Annotated in this window: 13 protein-coding genes; 8 read left to right on the top strand and 5 right to left on the bottom strand. The window is 55.5% G+C overall.

Annotation, left to right across the window (positions count from 1 at the left end):
- Positions 1-5 precede the first annotated feature (5 nt).
- From ACFE8Q_RS00350 to ACFE8Q_RS00340, 3 genes are all read right to left on the bottom strand, one after another.
- Complete coding sequence (locus tag ACFE8Q_RS00350; RefSeq protein ID WP_375443361.1) at positions 6-1,079, bottom strand: helix-turn-helix domain-containing protein; 1,074 nt, start codon at positions 1,077-1,079, stop codon at positions 6-8.
- Positions 1,076-2,353, bottom strand: a complete 1,278-nt coding sequence (locus ACFE8Q_RS00345) for an APC family permease (RefSeq protein WP_375443360.1) — start codon at positions 2,351-2,353, stop codon at positions 1,076-1,078. Before ACFE8Q_RS00345 ends, ACFE8Q_RS00350 begins: the two co-directional genes overlap by 4 nt.
- A gap of 197 nt (positions 2,354-2,550) precedes the next feature.
- On the bottom strand, positions 2,551-4,167 hold the full coding sequence (locus tag ACFE8Q_RS00340) for an endo-1,4-beta-xylanase (RefSeq protein ID WP_375443359.1): 1,617 nt from the start codon (positions 4,165-4,167) through the stop codon (positions 2,551-2,553).
- A 272-nt stretch (positions 4,168-4,439) separates the two neighbouring features.
- Here ACFE8Q_RS00340 and ACFE8Q_RS00335 point away from each other — a divergent pair, with 272 nt between their 5' ends.
- Positions 4,440-5,813: an ethanolamine ammonia-lyase subunit EutB gene (locus ACFE8Q_RS00335; protein ID WP_375443358.1), complete on the top strand. Its 1,374-nt coding sequence runs from the start codon at positions 4,440-4,442 to the stop codon at positions 5,811-5,813.
- 17 nt (positions 5,814-5,830) lie between these two features.
- On the opposite strand, the gene ACFE8Q_RS00330 is transcribed toward ACFE8Q_RS00335, so the two are convergent.
- The gene (locus ACFE8Q_RS00330; protein ID WP_375443357.1) at positions 5,831-6,823 is read right to left on the bottom strand and encodes a formylglycine-generating enzyme family protein; all 993 of its coding nucleotides are present in this window, start codon (positions 6,821-6,823) and stop codon (positions 5,831-5,833) included.
- A 167-nt stretch (positions 6,824-6,990) separates the two neighbouring features.
- Here ACFE8Q_RS00330 and ACFE8Q_RS00325 point away from each other — a divergent pair, with 167 nt between their 5' ends.
- The 5 genes from ACFE8Q_RS00325 to ACFE8Q_RS00305 all read left to right on the top strand — a co-directional run bounded on the left by ACFE8Q_RS00325 (position 6,991) and on the right by ACFE8Q_RS00305 (position 14,302).
- Positions 6,991-7,506: a D-glycero-alpha-D-manno-heptose-1,7-bisphosphate 7-phosphatase gene (locus ACFE8Q_RS00325; protein ID WP_375443356.1), complete on the top strand. Its 516-nt coding sequence runs from the start codon at positions 6,991-6,993 to the stop codon at positions 7,504-7,506.
- Between the two features lie 287 nt (positions 7,507-7,793).
- A complete protein-coding gene (locus ACFE8Q_RS00320) occupies positions 7,794-13,355 on the top strand; it encodes an alpha-2-macroglobulin (protein ID WP_375443355.1) in 5,562 nt (1,853 codons plus the stop codon).
- A 147-nt stretch (positions 13,356-13,502) separates the two neighbouring features.
- On the top strand, positions 13,503-13,781 hold the full coding sequence (locus tag ACFE8Q_RS00315) for a type II toxin-antitoxin system RelE/ParE family toxin (RefSeq protein WP_375443354.1): 279 nt from the start codon (positions 13,503-13,505) through the stop codon (positions 13,779-13,781).
- A 12-nt stretch (positions 13,782-13,793) separates the two neighbouring features.
- Positions 13,794-14,105: a HigA family addiction module antitoxin gene (locus ACFE8Q_RS00310; RefSeq protein WP_207330100.1), complete on the top strand. Its 312-nt coding sequence runs from the start codon at positions 13,794-13,796 to the stop codon at positions 14,103-14,105.
- The gene (locus ACFE8Q_RS00305; protein ID WP_375443353.1) at positions 14,027-14,302 is read left to right on the top strand and encodes a hypothetical protein; all 276 of its coding nucleotides are present in this window, start codon (positions 14,027-14,029) and stop codon (positions 14,300-14,302) included. The genes ACFE8Q_RS00310 and ACFE8Q_RS00305 overlap by 79 nt, the downstream gene beginning before the upstream one ends.
- Here ACFE8Q_RS00305 and eutC read toward each other — a convergent pair.
- A complete protein-coding gene (gene eutC, locus ACFE8Q_RS00300) occupies positions 14,266-15,021 on the bottom strand; it encodes an ethanolamine ammonia-lyase subunit EutC (RefSeq protein ID WP_375443352.1) in 756 nt (251 codons plus the stop codon). The two genes, ACFE8Q_RS00305 and eutC, sit on opposite strands and share 37 nt — an antisense overlap.
- A gap of 218 nt (positions 15,022-15,239) precedes the next feature.
- On the opposite strand from eutC, the gene ACFE8Q_RS00295 reads away from it, so the two are divergent.
- Together ACFE8Q_RS00295 and ACFE8Q_RS00290 are read left to right on the top strand one after the other, a co-directional pair.
- The gene (locus tag ACFE8Q_RS00295; protein ID WP_375443351.1) at positions 15,240-15,977 is read left to right on the top strand and encodes a hypothetical protein; all 738 of its coding nucleotides are present in this window, start codon (positions 15,240-15,242) and stop codon (positions 15,975-15,977) included.
- Between the two features lie 2 nt (positions 15,978-15,979).
- On the top strand, positions 15,980-18,751 hold the full coding sequence (locus ACFE8Q_RS00290; RefSeq protein ID WP_375443350.1) for a carboxypeptidase-like regulatory domain-containing protein: 2,772 nt from the start codon (positions 15,980-15,982) through the stop codon (positions 18,749-18,751).

Below are 18,751 nucleotides of genomic sequence, written 5' to 3'. Positions count from 1 at the left end.
CAAACTTAGAGCGTTTCAGGCGCCGTGTCGTCCCACGGTGTGATTTGGGACTTCTTTTCGTAGTCTTTCGGGGTAAAACCGGTCTGTTCCTTGAAGACCCGGTTGAAGGTCGTTTTCGATGAGAAGCCCGCGTCGAGTCCCAGGGCCAGAATCGTTACCCGGTCGGCCTCGCCCGCGGCCAGCCGCTGCTTCACTTCATCGACCCGGTAGGCGTTCACGAAGTCGGCGAAGGAGCGGTCGAATCCCGCGTTAATCAACCGGGAAACCGCATTGGTCGTTAACCCGAGGTGTTCGGCCAGCACAGCGAGGGTTAGATCCGGGTTTCGATATAGTTTGTCGACGCTCATTGCCCGCCGAAGCCGCTCCTGCTGATCGGCCGAGACGATGATTGGTGGCTGTTTTACCACGCGCTTGAACCGGTCGCGAAACAGGCCCGTCAGTGCCAGCATGTACGCAAAAAAAGGTAGAGCCAGGGTTGTGAGGTAGAATCGGGGAGCGTTGGGGGCCAGGTACGTTGCGTTGACTAGCGGGTCGATGGCGGCGATGACATAAAAAACGGCGAGGCTTTTTATCAACCCGTTGAGCCAGTTTCCCGCTGGATTGTCAGACTCGATGGTTTTCCAGCTACGGGCCAGAAAATACAGCATCAAGCCGCAGCCAACGTAGTAATCGACATAGCGCGTGTACGGTTTGTGAACGGTTTGCCAGAACCACGCTTTTGTGTCGAGCGTCTGTACCGTCAAAACGCAATAAAACAGGACCTGGACCACGACAGGTAACAACCAGAACCTGCTGATGGTGGGCGGCTTGTTTGTCAGCGCCCGAACGTACCCATAAAAGAGCGGACCGAAGCTCCAGGAGAAAAAAAGCGGCATGAAATACAGCGACCGATGCCGATAATACACGCCCGACCGGCTCAGAAAGTAGTCGATTGTCTGAAGCGTGAGGCCCAGGATCAGCCAGGCCAGCCAGCGATTGGCGGGTTTGTTGGGCGTCCAGAACAGCCACGTAGCCGTGGTCAGGCCCTGGACAATGCAGAAAACGTCGAAAAGCGTTATAAAATCGAGGTAGATGTTCATTGGGCGTCTCCGCTCTTTTTAAGCCAGTACGTTGCGCCGCCCACCGCCACAACAGCCAGCCCAATCAGGCTTTCGCGGGGGCGATCGGTCAGGATGAAGCCCAGTACAAATAGGCTAAAGGCAATATACCCCCATTGGAGCCACGGACGAAGCGGACTCGGAAAATCGCCGGGCTGGCGTGGGGTACGTAACAAACTGGCCACCGCCAGCGTACCCATCAATTGCAACACAAACGATGTGCAGAGCAGCACCTGTTCCAACGTACCAGAGAAGAGCAACACCAGCGTGATGCCCACTTGTAGCCAGATTGCCCGCACCGGAATTTGCCCGGCTGTCTGCTTGCTGAAGAAGTGCCAGAGCGGAAAATCCTGCGCCATGCGTTGTGTTACCCGCCCGCCCACCCACACGTAGGAACTCATGGTGGCGATCAACTGAATGGCAATGCCCGCACCCACCAATCGCCCGCCCGATGGCCCCAGCACGTTCGCCAGCGAGATAACCGCCACATCGACCTGCCCCTGCAATTGCTCGACGCGGGCCAATTTGAGCAGCACCAGTTGCAGACAAACATAGATAATGGCCACACCCAACGTACCCAGCAGGAGCGCACGCGGCAGGTTCCGGCGCGGATCACGGATTTCGGCCACGATATAGGCGGCGGCATTCCAGCCGGTGTAGGCGTAGGTAACATAGAGCAGGGAAACGGCGAAAGGCGACGTGAACACCTCGGCCTGATAGCTGCTGTCCCAGCGCAACGCATTGCCGAAAATGGCCGGGGCGAATACACCCACCGCCAGAATGGCCGCTATAAAACCGATCTTCACCAGCGTGGTCGCATTCTGAAATACGCTGCTGTGGCGTAGGCTAACCGAGTGCAACAAGCCAATGAGCAGCACCACCGCCACCGTCAAAACGCGCAGATTGGGCAGGCCGAAGGCGGGCGCGAGATACGATTCCATCGCTTTCCCCGCAATGGCGACTGGTGCTGCAAATCCGCCCACGAGCGATACCCAGGCCGACAGATAGCCCAAAAATGGATGTAATCCCTTGGAAATGAATACGTAATCACCCCCATTTTCGTGGGCGTAGTGCGTGCCCAATTCGGCAAAGGTGAAGGCACCGATCAGCGCAAGAACACCGCCCAGTACCCATAAAAGCACAATTGACCAGGTATTCTGGACTACGGCCAGTTGAAAACCCAGGCTGGTAAATACGCCCGTGCCAACCATATTCGAGATAACTAACGCACAAGCTGTTCGCCAGGAAATCTTCATCAGCGTTTTTTATGAAAGCGGTCCGACGGTTCAGATGTGCAAGATTAACAGAATCCGTCGTTTCAGGCGCAGGTTAAACGTAGAGGATTGGCATAATACAAGTCTGGTCAGCCATCCAGGTACATTTCAGAGCGTGACATACGCTAAAATGTACCTGGATGGCTGACCAGACTTGTATTATGTTGTGGCAATGTGACTTACAGCCCCGATTTCAATGCGCTCAACACGGCATTGTAGGCTTTCTTTTTAGTACCGGCTGGGTTGAAAAGAAGCGGATAATCTGCACCACTTCTATACCGCCAGCTCTGATCATCGAGTATGCCCCAAATAGTTATACCATAACGCTGCGCCTTGGGTACGTTCCGCATGTAGGACGTGACGACGTAACTGTACATCTCAGCCTGCGTGGTTTCCAGGGCATCGGTAAGCGTTAAACTGGTTGCATTCGTAGTGTTAACGCCTATATCCAGTTCAGACACGTGAACCAGCAAGCCCGTAGCCGCCAGCTTCCTGAAGTGGGTGTCGATCTGGTCTTTATTCGTGCTGATGCTAATGTGCATCTGGGTACCTATCCCATCCACTTTAGCGCCCTTGCTTCTGATCTCTGCCACATAACTAATCAGTGAATCCAGCTTGGCCGTAGACGATTCGAGGTTGTAATCGTTGATAAACAACTTTGCCGACGGATCAGCTTCAGCGGCATATTTGAATGCTTTTACCCCAAAATCACGGCCCAAATACGCGCTCCAGACAAACACATCGTTTGCGGTAGCGTTGGCTGTATTCGTGTTGTTTCTGATAGCGCCGGCAGGGCCATCAGAAAACATTTCATTGATCACATCCCAGCCCCGCACTTTACCTTTAAAGTGCCCCGCAATCTGTTGAATGTTGTTTTTAAGCAGGCTGTCCACTTTTGTATAGTTATTGGTGGGACCACCCGCAGAGATCAATTCATTGACGCTTACATCATCGATATAATAAGTATTGTTGGTACGTCCCATATCGAACACAATGCGGGTTTGCGCTTCATTGGCCGTTATGAGCCAGACAACCTGCTGCCAGGCAGTGCCGATTGTCTGATCGGCCTGATACAAAGCCGATGGCTGGGTAGAAAGCCGTATAGAGCCGTTTGCCGTTGCCGCTTTCACCCAGTAGCTAACCTGATATTGCTTGCCCACGGTCAGCGGAATCGGATCGGTAGCCACCTGCACCCGCCATTGCTCAGTATTGTAGGCAGTGGGGTTCACTACTTTCATCGACCGGGTACCGGAACGTACCTCGGCTGTGCCGGCGCCTACTGTTACGCTGGCAGTGCCGGCTGGATTGCCGGTATTCAGTATGGTAAAATTGCCGAAACTGACTGCATCTCCAGTTTCGAATCCAGGGTTTGGAATCAGATTGGTACCGCTTGGCGTAGCCGCACTTAGAATGCTCCTGTAATAGGTTCCCTGCGATTGAGAGTGCCAGGCTAACACGTGGGCGTGCACCTGAATATTCGCCGCCTGTGCCGCCGCCACCATGGCATCGGCCGTAGCGAAATTGAACCCCCCGGAACTAGTCACGAGGGAGCTGTTCTTCATTTCGTTTTCAAACGTGATGCCATTAAATTCACCCCTGAGCACCGTAGATGAGATGGCATTTGTCAGAAAAGCGTTATTACTGCCCGCCACAGCAATGGGAAATGTAGCGGCTCCCTTCAACGTTGTGGCTTCCACCACAGGCGGTACCGGTGTGGTCCCCCCGTTGTCGTCCCCCTTTTTACATGCGGATGCGACTGCCAGTAGCAAGACGAATCCCAGGATTCTTTTTTTCATAAGTAAAGCGTTTTGTTTTATTAATGACAGTTTAAGCCATTGAAGGCACATTACTGTGATTTTTCATAGTAATTACTCGAATAATGTAATAACTTGTTAAGAATGGTCACTTTGCCATACCGGGAATACTCGGCTACGTAACTCAGCCGGGCGGTTATACCGTGGCCGGGAGGAAAAGCACCTGCCTGATTGGGGTGATTGGTTTAATTTAGATGCGTTAATTGGCCGTTCGGCTAAACAAGTAGTACCAAAACCACTCGCAACTCAACTGCATGTATCGGCATACCATCGGGCAACGTACCTACACCTTTGCCAGCCTGAAAACGCTGCTGGCGCAGGCGTCGTCCCGGCGGTCGGGCGATGAACTGGCGGGGCTGGTAGCGGCGTCGGCCGAAGAGCGCGTGGCGGCACAAATGACGCTGGCCGACCTGCCGCTGGGTACGTTCCTCAACGAAGCGGTGATTCCCTACGAGCAGGACGAAGTGACCCGGCTCATTATCGATACCCACGATGCCGAGTCCTTCGCTCAGCTACGTCACCTGACCGTTGGCGACTTGCGCGATCACCTGCTAGCTGCTGACCCGGCCCAGCTCACCCGCCTGCACCGTGGCCTGACACCCGAAATGGTTGCCGCCGTGTCGAAATTGATGCGGAACCAGGACCTGATCAGTGTGGCGCGGAACTGCCATATCGTCACCCGCTTTCGGAATACGCTCGGTGGACCCGGCCGGTTTCATACCCGCCTGCAACCCAATCACCCCACCGACGACCTGCGGGGCATCACGGCCAGCCTCATCGACGGCCTCTGCTACGGATCGGGCGACGCGGTGATTGGCGTCAATCCGGCGACTGATAGCGTACCGGTCACGATCAACCTGCTCCGCATGCTCGATCAAGTACGTGAGCGGCTGGCTATTCCTACGCAAACCTGCGTACTGAGTCACTTGACCACCACCATTCGGGCCATTGAGCAGGGAGCACCGGTCGATCTGGCGTTTCAGAGTATTGGCGGCACCGAAGCCGTGAACCGGTCGTTCGGCGTTGATCTGGCCTTGTTGCGCGAAGGATACGAAGCCACGCTGGCGCTGCGACGCGGCACAGTTGGGCAAAACGTAATGTATTTTGAAACCGGGCAGGGCAGCGCGTTGTCGGCCAATGCGCATCACGGCGTTGACCAGCAAACCTGCGAGGCGCGGGCCTATGCGGTAGCGCGGGCGTTCAATCCGTTGCTGGTCAACTCGGTAGTGGGCTTCATCGGTCCCGAATACCTGTATGACGGCAAACAGATTATCCGGGCGGGGCTGGAAGATCATTTCTGCGGAAAACTGCTCGGCCTGCCTATGGGCGTCGACGTTTGCTACACCAACCACGCCGAAGCCGATCAGGACGATATGGACACGCTGCTAACGTTGCTCGGCGCGGCGGGCGTGACGTTTGTGATGGGCCTGCCCGGTGCCGACGATGTGATGCTCCATTACCAGAGCACCAGTTTTCACGATGCACAATATGTGCGGCAGGTGCTGGGCAGCAAACCCGCTCCTGAATTCGTCAACTGGCTGGAAAAGATGGGACTAACAGACAAGAAAGGCCATTTATTACCCGTTCGGGCGGGGAATCCGCTACTACAACTGGCGGGCGAAAAATAATTCCCCCAGTGTTTCTGTTAATAATCCTTGATCGGCTTAATGTCGTAATAGGCCCTGATTTCCTCAACGGAAGGGGTTTTCATGGGGCGCACGATTCGGAAACCACAGAACGAGGCAGAGGTCATCCACCAGTCTGATTTCGGGCTTTGCGGATCGATCACTTTCCAGGCGGGATCGGATGGCGTGCGGGCGGCTGAGCGCAACACTGTTGCGTCATCGTCCCAGGAGCCGCCCCGAACGCTGTTCGGGTACAGTGTTTTTCGGGGCGCGTACGGCTCGTTCACCAGGCCTTTGGCCACCTGCGCGTAATAGTCGCTGATATACTGATCCTGCGTCCATTCCATCACATTTCCGTGCATGTCGTGCAGGCCGAATTTATTGGGTTTCTTAGTGCCGATTTTCTTATAGCCGCCCCCGCTGTTGGCTTTATACACGGCATACGTACCCAGCAATTTCGGATCGGCTCCGAACGAGAAGGGTGTGGTTGTACCAGCACGGCAGGCATACTCCCATTCAGCCTCGGTGGGCAAGCGGTAAAAAATACCCGTTTTGTCATACAGCCAGGCACAGAATTTGACCGCCGCATACTGCGTCATGTTGATCGCCGGATAGCCCGAGCGGCCCATGCCAAACGACATATCCACATACGACGGACTCGGCCGGGTAGTGGCGTCGGTTTTGCTTAGGTCGGCTCCTTCAGGATAGCGGGAAGCCATTTCCTTTTCGATATTTTTTGTCGTAAACAGGTCGTAGATATCCCAGGTGACCTCAAATTTCCCCATCCAGAAGGGTTCAACGGTGACCTTATGCAGCGGCCCTTCGTCTGGTTTACGCCCTTTTTCGGTAGCAGGGCTGCCCATCAGGTACGTTCCGCCGGTAATAGCCTGCATGGGATACGTCTGGTTACTGCCTGTGATCACCTGCGTGTAGGAAGCAAAATCGGTGGTTTGAGCCGCTGAATGCTGGTAAACAGAAAGCAAAAAGAGCACTAAAAATGTTAAACGAACCATAGCAACTGTTGTCTATCAGGTAGAGGTAGAAAGGCATGTAGTAAGCAAACTTCCCTATTTGAAAACTTCGGCCAGGTTTTTGCTTGATTAATTGCAATTACTTAATGAAATAGTTTAATTAGATGCGTATATTGCAACCGACTATCAAACATACGACTAGCTCAACCATGAATAAGTGCATCTTCCTTGATCGCGACGGGGTACTGAATGAGGATCGGACCGACTATGTGTATCGGGTCGAAGACTTCATTATCCCGGATGGTGTCGTGGAAGGGCTTCGGCGGCTCAAGGAAGCAGGTTACATGCTAATTGTGGTGACTAATCAGGCGGGTATTGCCAAAGGGTTGTACACCCGCGACGATGTGATGCGCTGCCACAATTATTTGCAGGAACAGTGTGGCAATCTGATCGACGATATCTACTACAGTCCGTATCACCCCGACTACAATACCCGCTCGCTAACGCGCAAGCCGGAGTCGCTGATGCTCGAAAAAGCCATCGCCAAATACAACATCGACGTCACTAAATCGTGGATGATCGGTGATGCCCTGCGCGACATGCTCGCCGGTCGCCGCGTGGGTGTTAAAACGGTACACGTAACCCATGCCCCCACCGATTCGGCCGGTGACTGCATTGCCGAGAATTTGCTGAACGCCTCCGAACGCGTATTGGCTAGTTTGTAGAAAGGAAAAAAGCTTCGCGCTACGTGCCCTTCGACTAGGCGTCCCCGACAGGCTCAGGGTGACAATCCCACTCAAGGTCATCATGGACGTACCTGAATTTCTTGTCACCCTGAGCCTGTCGGGGACGCCTAGTCGAAGGGCACGTAGCGCGAAGCAATACAGCACCAGCCCACTATAGCTCTTTAGTCTAACCTACCGCTACATTACCGTACAAAAGACAATCCCCTCTTACTATACGAAAGGCACCGGAATTCTGCGTTTATTAGCAGCGTAAACCCTTGCCATTCATGTTCTTTTCTGCCCCCGCCCGCCTGTGGCCGGCACTCCTGACCGTCACGCTGACGCTGTCGCACTGCGCCCGTTTATCAAATACCGTTTCGGTGGTTGGCCGCAACTTCGAGGATGAGATTCAGCAGTCGCAAAACCTGGTTTTCTCCTTCAATAAAAACGTCGGGCCGGATGGGACCGGCTCGCAGGCGGACGTTTGGGAATCAACGCCGTACATCACCTTCAAGCCCGCTGTGAAAGGGCAATTCAAATGGACGTCGCCGAGCGAGCTGGTATTTTCGCCCGCCACGGCCTTCGATCCCGCCACGAATTACCGCGCCGAACTGTCGAAAGAACTGCTTCGGAATGCGACCGATAAAGACCTGAGCGTATCGGGCGAAGAGATCGAATTTCATACGCCGTATCTGCAACTGGTCGGTACCGAAACGTGGTGGACACGTGCATCAGGTAACGGCTCAGGTACGTCCGGGCAACCAGTTGCCAAAACACGACTTCGGTTCAACTACCCCGTTTCGGCCGCAGAAGTGGCGTCGCGGCTGGGCATCAAAGCGGAAGACGCAACCGTTACGGCGGGGCCGATTCAAGCGCAAGGCGATGCGCTCTCTGGTGGTGGCCTGGTTGTCACGTTGACCGATGCGCCGAATGCCGACAATGAAAAGCCGCTGACATTTACCGTCGATAAAGGCATAAAAGTGCCGAACACGGCCTATACGAGTACCGAATCCATTCAGCAAACCGCCACGCTACCGACCCGCTCGAAGCTGGAGGTGGTGGATGTGCAGACCGGCTACGCAAGCCAACTGGGCACGGTGCGCGTGGTGACCACGCAAACGCTGCAACCAACCCAGAATCCTGGCCAGTATTACACCATTCAGCCCGCCGTTAAAACCACTGCCGAGCTCACCGAGAACGGCCTGCTGATCAAAGGCGATTTCAACGAAACCGACACCTACGTCATCACCTTCACCGACGCCATGCGCGGGGTGCTGAACACCAAACTCGAAGAGCCCGTTTCGCGCGATGTGTTCTTCGGAAAAATGCCCGCCGGGCTACAATTCGCCACCCGAAATGCGCTGTATCTGTCGTCGAAAGGGTCGCGGAATGTGGGGTTGAGTATCACGAACGTGGAAAAAGTGCAGGTGAAAATTGCGCGGCTGTACGAAAACAACCTGCTGCATTATCTGAAAAATAACCGCTACGAAGAGTACGTGCAGCAGGGCACCGGCGAAGATGCCACCTGGGGACCGTCAGGTACGTATTCGTACGGAAATGACGAAGAGGGCGACCTGAGCAGCGTGCTGGTCGATAAGACGGTGCAGACGAGCGATCTGCCGAAAGTACGCGGCGTGTCGGCCCTGAACCTGGCCATTCCTGAGCAGGGCGGCGGCGACCGTGAGCGGCCTCTGCGCGGCGCGTACCTGGTGTCGGTACAGTCGAAAGACGAGGCGTATGTATCGGCGACGCAACTGGTGTCGATCTCGGATATCGGCCTGATTGCCCGGAAAACGGATACTGATCTGCTGGTCTGGGCCAATTCCATTCAGACCGCCGAGCCGCTCGATGGCGTGGAGATTTCGTTGATCAGCAGCAATAACCAGTCGGTGTACACGCTGAAGACCGATGGAAAGGGGTTTGTTCGTTTCGAGAAAATCCAGGAAAAAGCGCTGGGCTTCACCATTGCCATGCTCACGGCCCGCACCGCCGATGACTTTAATTTCCTGCACCTGACCGACACGCAGGTAGAAACGTCGCGCTTCGAGGTGGATGGTAAACGCACGAACGCGACGGGCCTGAATGCCTTTGTTTATGGCGACCGCAACATTTACCGCCCCGGCGAAACGATTCACCTGAACACCGTTATCCGTAACGAAGCGGGCAGCAAAACCACCATCGCCGAAATTCCGCTGACGGTGCGGGTGCTGATGCCCAACGGCAGCGAATACCGTGTGTTCCGCAAGGTGACCGACGAGCAGGGATCGGTGCAAACCGACGTACCTGTTGACCCCGCCGCCGTGACGGGCAACTATACCGTGGAAGTGCTGAACGCCAGTAATACGTTGCTTACCTCGCAGGCAATCAGCATCGAAGAGTTTATTCCCGACCGCATCAAGGTCGACGTGAAAACAGCGCAGGACAGCTACAAAGCGGGGCAAACGATCGTGCTGTCAGCCACGGCGCAGAACCTGTTCGGCCCACCCGCGTCTGATCGGGCTTACGAAGTTGAATTGCAGTTGAAACGCCGCGTTTTTGCCCCCAAAGGCTACGGAGCCTACACGTTCAGCATCCCCGCCGAGGCGACGGGCGTACCCACGTCGTTCGAGAAAACGCTGCGGCAGGGCCGGACCGACGCCGCCGGACAAGCCACCGAAAGCTTCCCCATCCCCGCCGATTACCGCGACATCGGGCTGCTTGAAGCCAAGCTATTCGTCACCGTTTTCGACGAAAATGGCCGACCCGTGAACCGCCTCCGCCGCCTCGACGTGCAGACGCAGGACGTATTCTACGGCATCCGGCTGGCCGATACGTACCTGACCACCAACACGCCGCTGGCCGTTGAGGTCGTGGGCCTGAATAAGGACGGTCAACCGCAGTCGGCCAAGGCACAGGTCGAGGTGGTGCGGTTCGATTACCAGACCGTGACCGAAAAACAGGCCGACGGACAGATCAAATACAGCAGCAAACGCCGCGAGAAGATCGTGTACACCAACACGCTGAGCTTGGGCGCGAAACCCACGCCGTTCAGGTACGTTCCCACGGTGTCGGGCGAGTACGAAGTCCGGGTACGTCGACCGGGCGCGGTGGGGCATACGGCCGCTGACTTTTATGCCTATGGCTGGGGCAGCACGTCGGCTTCGTCGTTTGAAGTAAGCACCGAAGGCGAGGTATTGATGGAGTTCGACAAGCCTTCCTACGAAACCGGCTCCACCGTTAAAGTCCTGTTCAAAGCACCGTTCGAGGGGAAAATCCTGGTGACGGTAGAGCGCAGCGGTGTACTAACCCACGCCTGGCTGACCACCGAAAACAAAGCCGCCGAATGGACATTTTCCGTCGATGAAGCGCACCTGCCCAACGCCTACGTCACGGCCACGCTCATCCGCGCCATGGACGGCACCGACCTCCCGCTGACCGTGGCTCACGGCTTCGCGTCGGTAGCCGTGACCGATCCCGACACGAAATTGCCAGTGACGATCGAGGCCGTGGCGAAGTCGTTTTCCAAGACGAAACAGACCATTCGCGTGAAAACAAAGGCCAACGCATCGGTGACGGTTGCGGTGGTCGACGAGGGGATTTTGCAGTTGAAAAACTTCAAAACGCCCGATCCGCACAGCTATTTTTTCCAGAAACGGGCGCTGGAAGTGATTCCGTCTGATGGCTACGCCTTGCTGTATCCCGAACTGTCGCTCCGAAGCCGGTCGAGCAGTGGCGGTGACGGCTACGATCTGGAAAGGCGCGTGAATCCGCTGAGCAACAAGCGCGTACAACTCGTGGCGCTCTGGAGCGGCGTGCTCAAAGCCAACAGCTCGGGCGAGGCCGAATACACCATCGACATTCCGCAGTTCTCAGGTACGTTGCGTGTGATGGCCGTGGCTTACAAAGACAACGCCTTCGGGTCGGGCGAGCAGGGCATGACCGTATCGGACCCGATCGTGATCAGCCCCGGCATTCCGCGTTTTTTGTCGCCCGGCGATGAGCTGAACATGCCCGTTAACCTGAGCAACACGACCAGCAAAGCCGCCGGGGTAGTGGCGAAAGTCACCGTCAGCGGGCCGCTACAGGTGGTAGCCGACTCGGGCCGTAGCGTGTCGCAGTCGCTGACCGTTCAGCCGGGGCGCGAAAGCCGCACGACCTTCCGCATCCGGGCCACGGGCGGCGTTGGACCGGGGGATATTACGGTGACGGTGACTGCGATGGGCAAAACGTACGTCGAGAAAACCGACATCACCGTTCGCCCCGCCGCGCCGTTGCAGAAAACCACAGTAGCGGGCGTGGTGGCGGGTGGACGTACCCAGGCCCTGACGCTGACGGGCAATTTCCTGCCGGGCACCACGCGCAGCAGCCTCACCATCAGCCGGTCGCCGGTGGTGCAGTATGCCAAAACGCTGAGCTATTTGCTGGGCTATCCGCACGGTTGCACGGAACAGACCATCTCGAAAGCGTTTCCGCAGCTCTACTTCGCCGACCTGACCAAAACGGTGCGGCAGGGCACGGTCTATTTCGTCCGCAATGGCGAGTCGGACTATAACCCGGCGACGAACATTCAGCAAGCGTTGCAGCAGATCGAAAACCGGCAGTTGTTCAACGGCGGTGTCACGCTCTGGCCGGGCTACAACGTGGAAGATCCGTGGGCCACGGCTTACGCGCTGCACTTCATGGTCGAAGCCGAAAAAGCGGGCTTTGAGGCAAACGCCACGGTGAAGAGCAAACTCATTGACCGCCTCACGACGCTGACGGGCAACAACCGCACTGAAACGGTATCGGTGATGAACGAAGACGGCTCGCGCACCGACCGCACTGTGGCGAGCCGGACGAACCTCTACGGCCTGTATGTGCTGGCGCTGGCCGAAAAACCAAACCGCGCCGCCATGAGCGTCTACAAGGAATCGGCAGGTACGTCATTGACCACCGACGGACGTTACCTGCTGGCGACGACCTACGCCCGCCTCGGCGATCAGGCAAGCAGCGCCTCCCTCCTGCCGAAGCAGTTTGCCGCCGGAACGATGGGCCGCGAAACCGGCGACAGTTACGCCTCGCCGATCCGCAACGTGGCGCTGGTGCTGAGCAACCTGGTCGACACCGATCCCGATAATTTGCAGATTCCGACGCTGGCCCGGCAACTGTCTGGCGCGGTGCAGCAGGCCGATTACCTGAACACGCAGGAAGCCGCCTTTGCGTTTCTGGCCCTCGGCAAGCTGGCCAAACAAAACGCCAACAGCACCGCCACCGCCACGCTGACCGGCGCAGGCAAAGCCCTGGGCACGTTTACCGGCACTGATGTGATCCTCCGCCGACTACCCACCGGCCAACCGCTGACGCTGACCGCCAAAGGCAGCGGAAGCCTGTATTATTTCGGCCAAAGCGAAGGCGTACCGACCTCTGGCAACGTACCTGACGAAGACCGTGGGCTGATTGTGCGCCGGACGTACCTGAGCCGCGACGGAGCCGTGCAGACGCGCTTCAGGCAAAACGACCTGATCGTGGTGAAGCTGACCCTGAGCAGCCAATCGGGCTTACCGGTGAAGAACGTGGTGTTGACCGACCTGCTTCCCGCCGGTTTCGAGGTAGAGAACCCACGCCTCAGCGGCGCCACCGCCCAGAACGGCACGGCCGAACAGCGCACCCTCGACTGGATCAAAAACGCCTCGCCCGTCGATTACTTCGACATCCGCGACGACCGGGTCAACTACTACCTCTCAGTGGGTGGTTCAGAAACCAAAACCGTCTATTACATGGTCCGCGCCGTCTCCAAAGGCCGTTTCATCGTAGGCCCCGCCGCCGCCGACGCCATGTACAACCCCGAACTCCGCAGCTACAACGGCGCAGGACGGGTCGTGGTGGAGTAGATTGTATTCTGCTTTTTTTGTCATCCCGACCGGTCCGCCGGTGCGGTCAGGATGACAAAAATGTATTATCAAATACTTGAAAGGCATTAAGCCACAAATCTTGCCTTTCTCAGGTGTAATGTGTAGTATTACACAATACACACCGATGTGCTTCTAACGTTCCGTCACAAAGGCTTACAGCAGTATTACGAGGAGGGTAACGGTGCTAAGTTGCCCGCTCAATACCTGCGAAAGATCAACCGGATTCTTGACCAATTGGATGCCGTAACATCGATCAGTGATATTCAGCAGATGGGTTCAGGCATTCACAAGCTGACGGGCGATTTAGCCGACTTTTGGGCGGTTACCATCACCCCAAACTATCGGGTAATTTTTCGATTCGACAACGGGGACGTCTATGATGTAGACTACGTTGATTATCATTAACATACACAACTTATGAAACGCAACTTGGCACCTGTACACCCCGGCGAGATTCTACGGGAAGATTATATTAAAGAGCGCGGCTTAACGGTTACCGAAGTAGCGAAAGGCATCGGCATTGCCCGCGCGAATCTATCCGCCGTCGTGAACGAGCGGGCTGGTATCAGCCCCGAACTTGCGGTAAAACTGTCAGAAGCATTCGGCAACACCGCCCAATTCTGGGTAAACCTCCAGAAAAACTACGAGCTATGGCATGCCGAAAAGAAAGTAAATCGGGCCTTAATTCAGCACTTCACCATGCCCGACAGAGGTTTACAACCCGCCTAATCAAAAACGCTTCGCCCGTCGATTACTTCGACATCCGCGACGACCGGGTCAACTACTACCTCTCGGTGGGCGGCTCAGAAACCAAAACCCTCTACTACATGGTCCGCGCCGTCTCCAGAGGCCGCTTCATCGCAGGCCCTGCCTCTTTACCACTGGTTACTTATCCATCCAGCAACCCCATTTCATCCTTCAACTGAACGCCGGATAACTTGCGGGTTTTCATCTCGGTGAGCAGGTATAAGAGTTTCTGCGTGGCAAAATCGTAGGGCATTCCCTCGGGCCGGATGTTCGACACACAGTTGCGCGACTCATCCGTCAGGCCGGAGCGGGGGCGGGTCAACGCATCGACGTAGGTCAGGTAAGCACCCAGGCTATCAGGAGAGGTGAGACCAGGCCGTTCGCCAATCAATATCAGTGTAACATTCGTTTTCAGGGCATAAGCCACTTCGTCGGCAATGGCTACGCGGCCCTGCTGCACCAGACAGATGGGCGCCAGTGTCCAGCCTTGCGCTACCAGTTCAGGCACCAGTTGACTGAGTAAAGGCGTAACGTGCGTGTTGATGGCCGTGGCCGACAACCCATCCGCAACCACGATCGACAAATCGGCGGGCGATGTACCCAGCGTTTGCAGGCGAAGCCACGATTCGGCGTCGAGGCGACGGCCCTGGTCGGGGCGTTGCAGGTACGTTCGGCGATCTGGAGCCTGGCTCTGCAACAGTACGGGGCGAGGCTGAATCCGATCTATTTCAGCCAGCAAACGGCCGGTTTCAAGCGTCGAATAAACGGCGTCGCGGGCGCGGGCATGATCGAGCTGAAAATCGAGCAGGGCTCTCGTTGGCAAACTATAACCGGCCCGCCCCCGCGCAATACGGGCGGCGGTGTAGGCTTGTAGAAATTCCCAGGGGTCGGTTTCCATTTCATTCACAGTTTTTGGAAGTGCACACTATATCGAATCGGCCAGACTGCCAGCTACGTCCAAGATTTATCCACGCAAAAACCGGGACAATTGACCTAATCCTTGTTTAACATATGATTTATTGCGCTATTGAACACATTCCAGGTCTAACTTGATGAGTAACAACAGTATGTTTGTTAGCACTCCGGTTTTTGCTAACGAATACGACTACTTTCTCTATGCCGCCTCTCAACGTTGTGCTGCTCGTTCTTCTTCTCTCGGCTAATGCGTTCGGACAGGCGGTAAAGTCAGACAGTTCGTTTGTTCGGGCAGCGCGCGATCAGGCTGTTCTGGCCTACGAACGGGCTACCCGGCAGCAGGCGCACGTGTTTGACGGTAACGAATATATTGCCCACAATTTCCGCATACAAGGGTACCCATTTTACCCGGTCGACAGCTTACAGACGGGAACAGTCACCTACAACGGTGTGCACTATAGTAACCTGCGTATGCAATACGACGTTGTGCGGGACGAACTGGCGATTAAGCCGGCACAAAGTGGGTTTCGGGTTCGTTTACGCAATGAACTCATCACTGCTTTTTCCATCAACACCGATCGATTTGTCCGGTTCGTTTCGCCTGACGACGGCGGGAATGCGGTGGGCCTGGCAACGGGGTTCTACGAAATGCTGTACGACGGGAAAACGCAGGTCGTGTCGCGCCGGATCAAAACGATCAATGAAGATGTATCGAGCGGAACGTACAAAGCCAATTACGTGCAAAAAGATCGGTTCTATGTGCTGAAAGACGGGGCGTATCATGACGTAAAGTCGAAACGGGCTGTGCTTGGGCTTTTCGACGGGCAAACACGGGAATTACGAAAATACATTCGAGCCAACAACCTCCCATTTAAAGGAGAACAGCACGGCTTATCGATCGCCCGCCTTGCTCAACGTTACGACGAATTAACCCGGTAACTATGGCCCGTTTATACCGTGTTCTTTTGCTTTTGGTAACCGTCACCCTCGTTGCGGTGCCTGTTTTTGGGCAATCAACGCCCGACAAGCCCATTAGTGGTGATTTTCAGAACCTGCGCCTGGAGCAGTTTGCCCAGCGGATTGAAGCCCTGACGCCCTACCGATTTTATTACAACCCAGCCTATGCCGATAGTATGCTGGTAGGCGCACGCGTGGAAAATCAACTCCTGCCGGTGGTGTTGCAACGCGTTTTCGAGGGCACCAGCTACGGATACGCCATCGACAAGGAGCATCGGGTGTACATCACCGTCAGCCGGGTTATTCGAACGGAACTCCCGATTGGGTTTTTCCGTCGGGGCGGGTTCGATTCCGGTTCAGATTCAACCATGAACACGTACCTGACCGAGACCCAGAAAAAGACGGTACAGCCCGAAACGAAAGTATACGAAATAGGCAAACGAACCACTCCCATCCGGGCGGGGCGCGCTACCCTGGCCGGGTACGTTCGAAACTCGGCATCGGGCGAGCCAATCGTGGGCGCTTCCGTTTACCTCGACAACCCGCGCGTTGGCACCGCAACCGACCAGTTTGGCTATTATTCCATTACGCTGCCCCGCGGCCGACATGAACTGAAACTACGAAGCATTGGCATGAAAGACGGGCGGCGGCGGATTGTGCTCTACGATGACGGCAAGTTTGATCTGGAGATGGCCGACGATGTGATTGCCTTGAAAGAAGTGGTGATCGAAGCGGAAAAAGACAAAAACATATCGGGCCTGCAAATGGGCCAGGAACGGGTCGATATCCGAAGCATCAAGCAGGTGCCTACCGCCCTCGGCGAAGCCGATCTGCTGCGGGTCATTCAAACCCTGCCGGGCGTGAAAACGGTTGGCGAAAGTTCAACGGGCCTGAACGTTCGTGGCGGCTCTACCGATCAGAACCTGATTTTGTATAACGATGCCACGATCTACAACTCATCCCATCTGTTTGGCTTCTTCTCTGCGTTCAACCCCGACATGATCAAAAGCGCCGAGCTGTACAAAAGCTTCATTCCTTCGCGGTTTGGGGGGCGGCTCTCGTCGGTACTGGATGTGCAGACGCGCGATGGCAACAAGAAAAAATTTATCGGATCGGGGGGTATTGGCCTGCTCACCGGCCGCCTGACGCTGGAAGGGCCGATTTTCAAAGATAAAACGTCGTTCATCATTGGCCTCCGGTCTACCTATTCCGACTGGTTGCTGAAGCAGTTACAAAACGGCGCTTACAGCAAAAGTCAGGGGCAGTTTTATGACCTTAACCTGCACATCACGCACGACTTCAACGACAAAAACACCCTTTACCTGACGGGTTACCTCAGCAAAGACCGGTTTAAACTGGCCAGCGATACGGCGTATACCTATCAGAATCAGACGGCTACGTTGAAATGGAAACATGTTTTCACTAACAAACTGTATAGTGTCTTTACGGGTAGCTACAGTGGGTACAAGTACGACGTGTTGAGCGAGAAAAATCCAGTCAACGCGTACCAGTTGGCGTTTGCCATCAATCAGGTTCAGGCAAAAGCAGATTTCAATTACTACCCGAGCAATCAACACGCGCTCGATTTTGGTATCAGCACCACGAGATACCAGATTTCGCCCGGAACGTTTGGTCCGCGTGGCCCCAAATCGTTGATCCTGCCCGATGTGGTGCCCACCGAACAAGGCCGGGAAAGTGCCGTGTATATCGGCGATCGGTTCGACGTTAACGCCAACCTCTCCATCAGTGGTGGCTTGCGGTATTCGTTGTATACCTACCTGGGGCCGCACAACCAGTTTCAGTATGCGCCGGGTTTACCTAAATCCGTAGACACCATCACCGATACGCTGTCGTATGGGGCCAATCAGGGTATTTCAACGTATCACGGTCCCGAGTATCGCCTGGCGCTCCGGTATTCGCTCTCTACCACGGCCTCTGTCAAGGCGAGTTTCAACCGCACGCGCCAGTATATACAGATGCTCTCGAACACGACCGTGATCTCGCCAACCGACATCTGGAAGCTGAGCGATCCGTCGATCAAGCCGCAGGTGGGCGATCAGTATTCGCTGGGTTTCTACAAGAATGCCCGCGCCAACACCATCGAAATGTCGGCGGAGGTGTATTACAAAACCATGCAGAACATGCTCGATTACCGAAGCGGCGCGACCCTGCTGCTCAATCAGCATATCGAAACCGACGTTGTCAACGCGGAGGGCATGGCGTATGGCGTGGAACTAATGATCAAGAAAGCGACGGGTAAGCTGAACGGGTGGCTAAGCTACACCTACGCCCGAACGCTCCTGCGTACGCAGGGCCTGAGTAGCCTCGAAACGATCAACAAAGGCAACTTTTACCCAAGCAGCTACGATAAACCCCACGACGTGACGATGGTGGGCAACTACAAATTCAGCCGCCGGTTCAGCTTCTCCCTGAATTTCACCTACAGCACCGGCCGACCCATTACCGTGCCCGTCAGCAAATTTACGCTCGATAATGCACCCCGGCTTCTGTATTCGGATCGCAATCAGTACCGGATTCCTGATTACATCCGCGCAGACATTGCCATGAACATTGAGGGCAATCATAAGGTGAAAAAACTGGCGCACAGTTCCTGGACAGTCTCGGTCTATAACCTGTTGGGTCGGCACAACGCGTATTCGGTTTATTTCAAATCGGAAAACGGCCGGATCAACGGGTATCAGTTGTCTATTTTCGGCGAGCCGCTTCCATCCATCACCTACAATTTTAGGTTCTGA

The sequence above is a fragment of the uncultured Fibrella sp. genome, from assembly GCF_964250085.1.
In the GTDB taxonomy this organism is placed as follows: domain Bacteria; phylum Bacteroidota; class Bacteroidia; order Cytophagales; family Spirosomataceae; genus Fibrella.
This window is presented reverse-complemented; position numbering and strand designations above follow the sequence as displayed.